Raw genomic sequence first — 6,086 nt, 5'->3', positions numbered from 1 at the left:
CCGATTGTGGATAGCGTTTGCGCAATCCCGCCACGAAATAAATCGCGAAACCAATCGCAAACAAAATATAGAGAATTGGTTTTGGAAACTCGGGAATGAATTCCAGATAAAACAGTGATTGCATCAGCAGCGTGCCCCCTGCTGCTGCAACAGGCATCGAAATGGCATCAGACATCCGCAACGACAAAAACGGCCGTGCCTGACGCCGTTCTGCCTCATACACGACTAACGCAATCAGGATACCCAGGAAGACACTGCTCCCTGCAGTGATCAGAAATGAAAACGGAGCATGCGCTTCGGAAAACAGAATCATTCCGCACAGGAAAAACCAGGCGTGAACAACCGGCATCATGACTCGCGGGTCTGTCTCACCGGTGGGTTGGGTTTCTGCAGGCGGAACCGTTGTGTTCTGTCGGGGAGGCCTCAACAGTTTCCTCTCAATCGCAGGTATCATCCCCGGTTGTTGCACAATCGCCAGATGTGTTCCCAGTAATTCGGCAACTTCGCTTGCAGTCTGAAAACGATCAGCCGGCCGCTTTTCCAGCAGACAGTCGATAATTTCAATCAACCAGTCCGGAATTTCTTCGTTGACATCCTGAATCGGCCGTGGTGTATCATCACAAACCCGGCGCACAACCGCGACCAGATTACTCGCGCGGAACGGCGAACGGCCGGTACACATTGCATACAGCACGGCTCCCAGGCTGAACAGGTCACTCCGCTGATCGACGCGATCTCCAGTCGCCTGTTCGGGAGACATATACTGTGGCGTACCGGAAACTTCGCCGGTCTTCGTGATCGTCACATCATCGACGGCCCGCGCCAAGCCGAAATCGGTAATCTTGACCCGCTCGACTCCATTTTCCAGCAGGATATTCGCCGGTTTGATATCGCGGTGAATCAGTCCCTGTTTATGAGCGGCGGCAAGTCCCTCGGCAACCTGGTTTCCAATCCGCAGGATTTCCGTCACACCCAGAGAACCAACCTTATCAAGCTTCTCCTGTAAGGACTGCCCGACCACATATTCCATCACCAGGTAAGGCAATTTGTCTTCATCTACAGCATGAATCGTCACGATATGCGGATGACTCACCGCAGCTGCTGCCTGGGCTTCGCGTAAAAATCGTTTCCGCGCATTCGGGTTCACCGCCAGTAACGGAGACATGACTTTGATCGCGACGATCCGATTCAATTTGGGATCCAGGGCCCGAAATACAATCCCCATGCCCCCCTGCCCGATCACTTCCTGAATCTGATATTCTCCCAGCGTTCCCAGTAAATCGGGATGATCGGAGGGAGTCAGAAAATCGAGCGAATACGGCTGCGACGCACCGGGACCCACCGGCGATTTTTCCAGAAAGCTGCCCGCATCGTCATATGCCAGTAACAACGCCTCAACGCGTCGGCGTTGCTCAGTATTATCGCCACACATTTCATCCAGAAATTGCGCACGTTCTGCCGGAGTTTTCTTTTCCAGCGCAACCAGAAACAAACCCTCTATCGAATGGGGATTCACATTCTCAAGGGTTGGTTCGGGCGATTGCTCAGGGTTTTCTGATGATTCGGGATCGGACATAATTTCATTTTTCTTCAGGATGGGAAGCCCCACCAGGAAAACATTTCAAATCGGGACAGTCATTGCCCCAAGACTACTATTCCATGCGATTTTGACCTGCGGCGCGCCTCAGCAATTCTCTAAAAATGCAGTTTTTTTCGAAAACCCATCTCATCACAACTTTTCCTGTCGGCCGTAAACCACTACTACTAAACAGTTTGATCCTTATCGGTTTTGATTTGCGAAAATAACCAGGCCCGCGAATAGGCCCAGTAACGTGCCGCAGTCGCTCTTGAAATTCCCAGTACCTCGGCTGCTTCCTGTTCACTCAAACCGGCGAAATAACGCAGCTTCACGAGTTCCGCTTTCTCAGGACTTTCCAATGTGAATTTTGTGAGGGCATCATCCAGCGCCAGCAGATCATCCGATTGATCTAACGCCGGTACTGCGATTTCCGGGAGCTCAACACGATCGTGTTCGCCGCCATGCTTCAAGCGTTTTTTACGACGTGCATTCTCGATCAGAATCCGGCGCATCGATTCCGCAGCCGCTGCAAAGAAATGTCCCCGATGATCCCACTGTGGCTCCTCCCCTTGCTTACCCACGAGTCGCAGATAAGCTTCATGCACCAGAGCCGTCGCCGTCAACGTTTGGCCGGGGGCTTCGTGTGAAAGTTTGTTGCCCGCCAGCTTTCGTAATTCCGCATACACGATCGGCAGCAGTTGATCAGTGGCAGCCATATCACCGGCTTCGAGGGCTTTCAGAATTTGTGTTACTTCCTGCATACTGATGATCTCATTGTTTCTGTGTTGGATGATCCCTGACCAGACAGCCCCGTTGTTGCATCACGTTTCAGTGTATCCGGATACCTGACCAATGCAAATCTCTTTGTTCCCGTCGACGCATACCCTGTTCCTGTTGCAGATCACGCATCGATTTAAATATATCGTCTTGACAGCCCCATGGCGTTGCAAACGAAATTCCTTCAATAAAAAACGAAATAACATCATCACTTGACCCCGCCAGCGCTCCGAATATCATGCGTGGTACGCGTCGCGCGCGTGGGAATTTCGACTTCCCCTCTGCACTCATCTGCACCTGTTGATTTTCGCACGATAAAAGTGCCTGTTTTTCAACTGTTTTCTGTTCCCGACGGGAACACAGCGAGACCTTTACTTCCCGCTGTTCACGGTTTATGACACGTTTGGGTCGCGTTACAGCACGCAATGTGCGCGTTGGGGTCAGCCCGGGCCACGCACAATCCACCAGAGTGCGCTTGACGGCCTCACGCCATTCCGCATGATTCAGACTCAGTCGAGTGAACGACGAACCCAAAATACAAAAACTCAAAATCATGACAAAATGCTCCGTTACAGAACAACGATTCTCAACTCACCTGCAGTGTCTCTCAAACACGAAACAGACAGCGCGCAATGCTGCCCTCCAAATAATAATAAAACGCGGCATGATTTTATCTGATACCGCCGGCGAGGCGTAGATGAAGAACAGACAGCAGTGTCGATATGAGAACGAACGGAATCACAACATCGCAGCAGCACCGGAACCTTGCCAGAAACCGCACATTTTTACCGAAATCAGCTACGGCGCGTGAAACAAACCACGCCGCGTCCCACTGCCGACTGCCCCAACACTGCTTGCGAGAGAACCATTACGATCTCATAACAAGAGATTTGAATACACATTCAATGCAACATCTTGAACTATAAACTTCCGATATTTGATTCTTTTATGATTTCAGTATGCCCCCGACAACCTGTATACTGGGAATACTCTCCACTTTCTGTTTCAAAGATAAAGATTCTGCTTATGCGACTCACACTGCTGCTCCTCTGTTTTTCCTTATTCTCAACCATCACATCTGCTGCTGAAACATCGGCGACTCAGAAATCTCTGTCCTCATCGGGTGTTGTCTTCACCTTCGATGATCGTTTCATAGACCAGTGGGTCCAACAGATTCCGGTCTTCGAAAAATACAACGCGCACGTCACGTTTTTTGTCGATCACTTTCACACATTGAAACCGGCGCAGATCGAGGGGCTGAAAAAACTGCAGGCGGCCGGTCATGCGATTGGCTGTCACGGAGCAAAACATCGCAAAGCGGTCGACTATGTCCGCGATCACGGCATCGACCAGTATCTGAAAGACGAGATCGATCCCGCCGTGAAACTGATGACCGACGCCGGCCTGAAGCCAACCGCCTTCGCGTATCCCAGCAGTTCCCGTAATGCCGAAATTGATCAGGCCCTGTTAAAAACCTTTCGCCACCTGCGCGGCGGCACGGGGCTCACCCCCGATTTACGAATGCGTGATCTGAAAACGATCTTTGTCCCCGTAGATCAGATCAAAGAGACCGGCACCCTGATCGGTACCGGCATCGATTACGCCGGTACTGAAAAACGTCCCCACTATCTGACCGACATCAAAGACGCGATGGATCATGCAAAACAACGAGGCGAAATTGTCGTCTTCTACGCCCACAACATCAGCGACAACGGCCCCGGCCACCATTTGTCCCCCAGGGCACTCGAAGAAATCCTCGCACACGCCCAGCAGATTAACCTGCCCACATTAACCTACGACGACCTGCCTTAGTCAACTACGCGTTTTTGCTTCTCACTAGAGTATACTCCAGCTACACTGGTTCAACAGCATATACAACATCGAGTGCCACTGTCGGCTGGCCCGACAGTGCGCGCAAGAGAACCGTTCCTCACCAGGAGCAATGACAGAGAAAACAAAGTCACTGATCCCACCACACCGACTTGTAATGCGATAGGTACAGTCCCCTGTGTCCGTCCGCAATCAGGATCTCAAGAACGTAAATCAGATTCACCAGTTCCAGACAGAACTCAAAACGGTTTCACAACGGTTGTACCAGCACTGTCGGACAAGCCGATCAGTGGCACACAGGAGCGTTCTCTGGTTCATGATTATGTACTTCACATGCCCCTGAATGAAATTCCAATACACCGAGTTTGCTGGTCCTCGGTCATTCAGAATCAACAGCATATACAACACCGGGTGCCACTGTCGGCTGGCCCGACAGTGAGCACAAGAGAACCGTTCCTCACCCCCTACATAAAAGAGTTCAGTCGTAGTACAGAGCTACTTCTGCTCTTTCAGCTTCGACCCCAGTTCCACCTTCTCAGCCCAGACAAACCAGTCGTCTGACATTTGTTTGACACGGTCAGGATGTGCCGCCGCCAGGTTCTTCGTTTCACACCGGTCGGCACTAATGTCGTACAGTTCCCATTCCTTGACCTGACTGTCCCAGACAAGTTTCCACGGCCCCTGTCGCAACGCGCGATTGCCCGACCAGAACCAGGCCAGCGAATCGTGCAGCGTTTTTTGTTCCCCGCGTAACAGAGCCAGCATGCTGGTCCCTTCCACGGGGAGAATCTCATGTCCCTGATAGGTCTGAGGATACTCAGTCCCGGCGATTTCCAGAAAGGTCGGCATTAAATCGATAATGTGCGCCGGACTGCGGTTGATCGTATCGGCGGGAACCTTACCGGGCCACCAGGCAATGCAGGGGGTAGAGATGCCCCCTTCATGCACCCATGATTTATAACGCCGAAACGGAGAATTCTGCGCCCAGCCCCACGCAGGACCGACGGCGACATAATCGTCTTTCGGACCCGGTTTGCGAATCTTCGGATCACGACCGCCGGGTTCTTCACTGCAACCCCCGTTGTCGGAGAGAAACAGAATCAGCGTATTATCCAACTGACCGGTCTCTTTTAACGTCGTCATGATCCGGCCGATGTTCTGATCCATGCTGTCAATCATCGCCGCATAAACGGCCATCCGCAGATCTTCGAAATCGTGATTCGCGGTTTCCCAGGCATAGGCGTGACTGTCCCCTTCCGAAAGCGACCAGTTTTCACCCGCCAGCCCCATTTCCTGCAGACGTTTCCAGCGGTCTTTCCGCATCTGCTCCCAGCCCATTTTAAATTTGCCAACGTATTTGGCGATGTCTTCCGGCTTGGCGTGCAGCGGATAATGCGGAGCCGTATAACACAGATGAATGAAAAACGGCTTCTCTTCTTTGCTGTAACGCTGAATCATATCGAGTGTGTGATCGGTAAACGCATCGGTCGTATAATAGCCGTGTTTGAATTCGGTTACCGCTTTGTCGTCCTGTCCGAAGCTGCGAATGCCGGCTTTTTTGTAAGGGGGATCGGAAATCGTCGGATCGAAGAAATTACAACAGCCGTCCAGCACGCCGTAATAGGAATCAAAGCCGCGAAAGAAGGGATGGGTGGTTTTGTCGTAACGATCAATCCAGCCCCCCGCAGTTTTACTCTTGGCATAACCTTTGGTCCGCATCAGATGCCATTTGCCACTGAGCCCTGTCTGATAACCGGCGACTTTCATCGCTTCGCCGAGCGTGACCATATTCTGCCGCATATGCCCCCCTTTCCCGAAGCGGGGATAGAGACCGGTCAATATCGAAGCCCGCGTCGTCGTGCATTTCGCGTTGTTATAAAACTGCGTGAACCGCAGCCCT

At 51.9% G+C, this 6,086-nt stretch carries 5 protein-coding genes; 1 reads left to right on the top strand and 4 read right to left on the bottom strand.

All coding sequences use genetic code 11. The annotated features are described in order from the left end of the window. The 3 genes from Q0294_RS04630 to Q0294_RS04620 all read right to left on the bottom strand — a co-directional run. Nucleotides 1-1,576: serine/threonine-protein kinase (locus Q0294_RS04630; RefSeq protein ID WP_299461406.1), on the bottom strand; the 1,576-nt coding region annotated here is incomplete at its 3' end. Nucleotides 1,577-1,764: 188 nt separating this feature from the next. Next, entirely contained in the window at nucleotides 1,765-2,340 is a 576-nt protein-coding gene (locus Q0294_RS04625) for an ECF-type sigma factor (RefSeq protein WP_299461404.1), read from the bottom strand. A 67-nt stretch (nucleotides 2,341-2,407) separates the two neighbouring features. After that, nucleotides 2,408-2,911: a hypothetical protein gene (locus Q0294_RS04620; protein ID WP_299461402.1), complete on the bottom strand. Its 504-nt coding sequence runs from the start codon at nucleotides 2,909-2,911 to the stop codon at nucleotides 2,408-2,410. 471 nt (nucleotides 2,912-3,382) lie between these two features. Between Q0294_RS04620 and Q0294_RS04615 the strand changes: the two genes are divergently transcribed. Beyond that, nucleotides 3,383-4,168 carry a polysaccharide deacetylase family protein gene (locus Q0294_RS04615; protein ID WP_299461400.1) on the top strand — a complete coding sequence of 262 codons (786 nt, stop codon included), beginning with the start codon at nucleotides 3,383-3,385 and terminating at the stop codon, nucleotides 4,166-4,168. A gap of 513 nt (nucleotides 4,169-4,681) precedes the next feature. On the opposite strand, the gene Q0294_RS04610 is transcribed toward Q0294_RS04615, so the two are convergent. Continuing rightward, nucleotides 4,682-6,086: sulfatase-like hydrolase/transferase (locus Q0294_RS04610; RefSeq protein WP_299461398.1), on the bottom strand; the 1,405-nt coding region annotated here is incomplete at its 5' end.

Origin of the sequence: uncultured Gimesia sp., assembly GCF_937919775.1 — a bacterium.
Taxonomy (GTDB): Bacteria; Planctomycetota; Planctomycetia; order Planctomycetales; family Planctomycetaceae; genus Gimesia.
The sequence above is the reverse complement of the archived record's forward strand: the minus strand, read 5'-3'. Positions and strand labels throughout refer to the sequence as shown.